Source organism: uncultured Vibrio sp., assembly GCF_947488985.1.
Taxonomy (GTDB): domain Bacteria; phylum Pseudomonadota; class Gammaproteobacteria; order Enterobacterales; family Vibrionaceae; genus Vibrio.
Window position 1 is genome coordinate 1 of the sequence record NZ_CANLBV010000194.1, and the last position, 2,018, is coordinate 2,018.

Annotated in this window: 5 protein-coding genes; all 5 read left to right on the forward strand. The window is 46.9% G+C overall.

Annotated elements, in window-relative coordinates; all coding sequences use genetic code 11:
- Positions 1 to 207 (forward strand): hypothetical protein (locus Q1A70_RS19630; protein WP_299695644.1); only part of this gene is annotated, 207 nt, incomplete at its 5' end.
- Positions 200 to 1,033 carry a phage tail protein gene (locus Q1A70_RS19635; protein ID WP_299695642.1) on the forward strand — a complete coding sequence of 278 codons (834 nt, stop codon included), beginning with the start codon at positions 200 to 202 and terminating at the stop codon, positions 1,031 to 1,033. The genes Q1A70_RS19630 and Q1A70_RS19635, both read left to right, overlap by 8 nt.
- 11 nt (positions 1,034 to 1,044) lie before the next feature.
- Positions 1,045 to 1,287: a phage tail assembly chaperone gene (locus Q1A70_RS19640; RefSeq protein WP_299695640.1), complete on the forward strand. Its 243-nt coding sequence runs from the start codon at positions 1,045 to 1,047 to the stop codon at positions 1,285 to 1,287.
- Between the two features lie 17 nt (positions 1,288 to 1,304).
- Positions 1,305 to 1,712 carry a virion protein gene (locus Q1A70_RS19645; protein ID WP_299695638.1) on the forward strand — a complete coding sequence of 136 codons (408 nt, stop codon included), beginning with the start codon at positions 1,305 to 1,307 and terminating at the stop codon, positions 1,710 to 1,712.
- 91 nt (positions 1,713 to 1,803) lie between these two features.
- Positions 1,804 to 2,018: hypothetical protein (locus Q1A70_RS19650; protein WP_299695636.1), on the forward strand; the 215-nt coding region annotated here is incomplete at its 3' end.

Genomic DNA, 2,018 nt, shown 5'->3' on the forward strand with positions numbered 1-2,018 from the left:
CTACAGCCTGAACAAGTAGACGCATTGGAAATGATGCAAGGCGTTTACAGCAATCAGGTGGCATTAAGTGCGGCGGTGGTTTCATTACAACGTCACGCTTTCGATTCAGATAATGACGTTCACGAACTGGCGGACAGTGTGGCAGCCAATACGCTCCCTCGCCTACAGGTCGTAGCGGAAGAAATGGAGAAAGAACTCAATGAGTGATTTTACGGCAATCGGCCAATTGGTGACCGAAGCCCGAAACCTACTAGACAGCATCAAGGGCGGTGCTATTCGTGCGATGGAAACAGCGTTTGCTTCACTTATCGCAGATGTAAATAGTGAGTGGGCAGCAAAGAAAAGCCAAGTAGACAACGAAGCTCTAGCAGCGATTGGCCGTGTGGATACTGAAACAGTGCGTAGCGAAATGGGCTTTACGGCACAAAACTATAATCATGATTTTTATGACATCAATTCGCTGTCAACTAACAGACACGGAGTCGAAAATGTTTTTCCTTTAGGCATGGGGGTAAATACAGGACGAAATGACAGTATTAAGGCTGAAATGATTTGGGTGGGTTCAGGCGACCCAGAACTGCGGGACCCAATTGCAAAAGAATTGTTGGACTTCATGGGTGTGGGACGAAGTACTACAAATATGTCTCTAAACTTCAACATCTTAAAACTGACTATTTTAGATTTGGACTTTATGGCACTGAATGGTTATGACTTTACTATCCCCGACCAACATGTGAAGCATTATCCTGCGGCCTCTTTCATGGCGTATACCAAGGTGGAAGGAACTACCACTGTTGCCGTCTTTGATGCAGGAGGTACAAGTGACTGGAAACAGCATGTAAGTCATTACACTGGCAACCCACATAGTTACAGCCACAAGGATATAAATTTGGAAAATGTTTCTGTCGGTGATGTGATTTATTTGGCCTTACCGACCACTTGCGTCGGCCATTGGCCTTTGTCAAAACGACACGGTGAGCTGTACAACGAAAAAAACAACACCTATCGAAAAATTAACCAATTGCACGCATAAGGGTAAGCATAATGACCATGTTAATTGTAACAAGACGCGGCCTTGTCGCAGAAGAATGGGTTGAACATATCGAAAAGCGCGATCGCCTAATGGTTGAAGCTGATCACTTGGTGAATACCGCCCTTGATAAAGGTGTCGACGAAACACCATTCCGCCAATATCGCCAAGCTCTACGCGATGTCCCTCAAACCTACACAAATCCGGAAGATGTGGTATGGCCTCAAAAACCATCATTGCCGCAAGCGTCTGCATAATTGGGGGGCTTGCCTACATGAATTATCAAAAAACCTTACCGCGTGGGGTTCGCAACAACAACCCCGTGAATATCGAGTATAACGCGGTTAACGATTGGGAAGGCCAGCGCGGCTCTGATGGACGTTTCGTCATTTTCACAAACCCTGCATTCGGCTTTCGTGCCGGTGCACGAGTGCTAAGAAGTTACCACCGTCAAGGCTATCGCACCTTGAGCCAGATGATTAACCGCTTTGCACCTAGCCATGAAAACGACACCTCAAACTACGTGATCAACGTCAGTAAGTGGACTGACATCGATGCTAACGAAATGGTAGACGTCACCACCTCGGAACAACTCGCAGTCTTACTTCATGCTATGTCACGCATGGAGGTAGGATCGTACTACGCGTTGGATATGGCACGAAAAGGGGTTGAAATGGCATGACAAAAGACGATGCCAAACGAATCGCAATAACCGTTGTAGGTGGCGTTCTCGCCGCCTACGCAATCAAGTATTTAAAAGGACATAAATTACTATGAAAACCTTTCTGAAAGACAAGCTCAGTATCGACCTAGAGCAACCATCCACCCAAAAAGGGATCGCCCTATTGGGAGCTGGCGTAGCCTTGGTATCGGGTCACCCTGAACTACTCACAGCAACCGTTACTGAAGCGGGTGTGCAATATGGTGGCCTAATTGGCACGGTTGTACCGCTTGTAATGGGGCTATGGGAAACACTGCGTAACGAGTT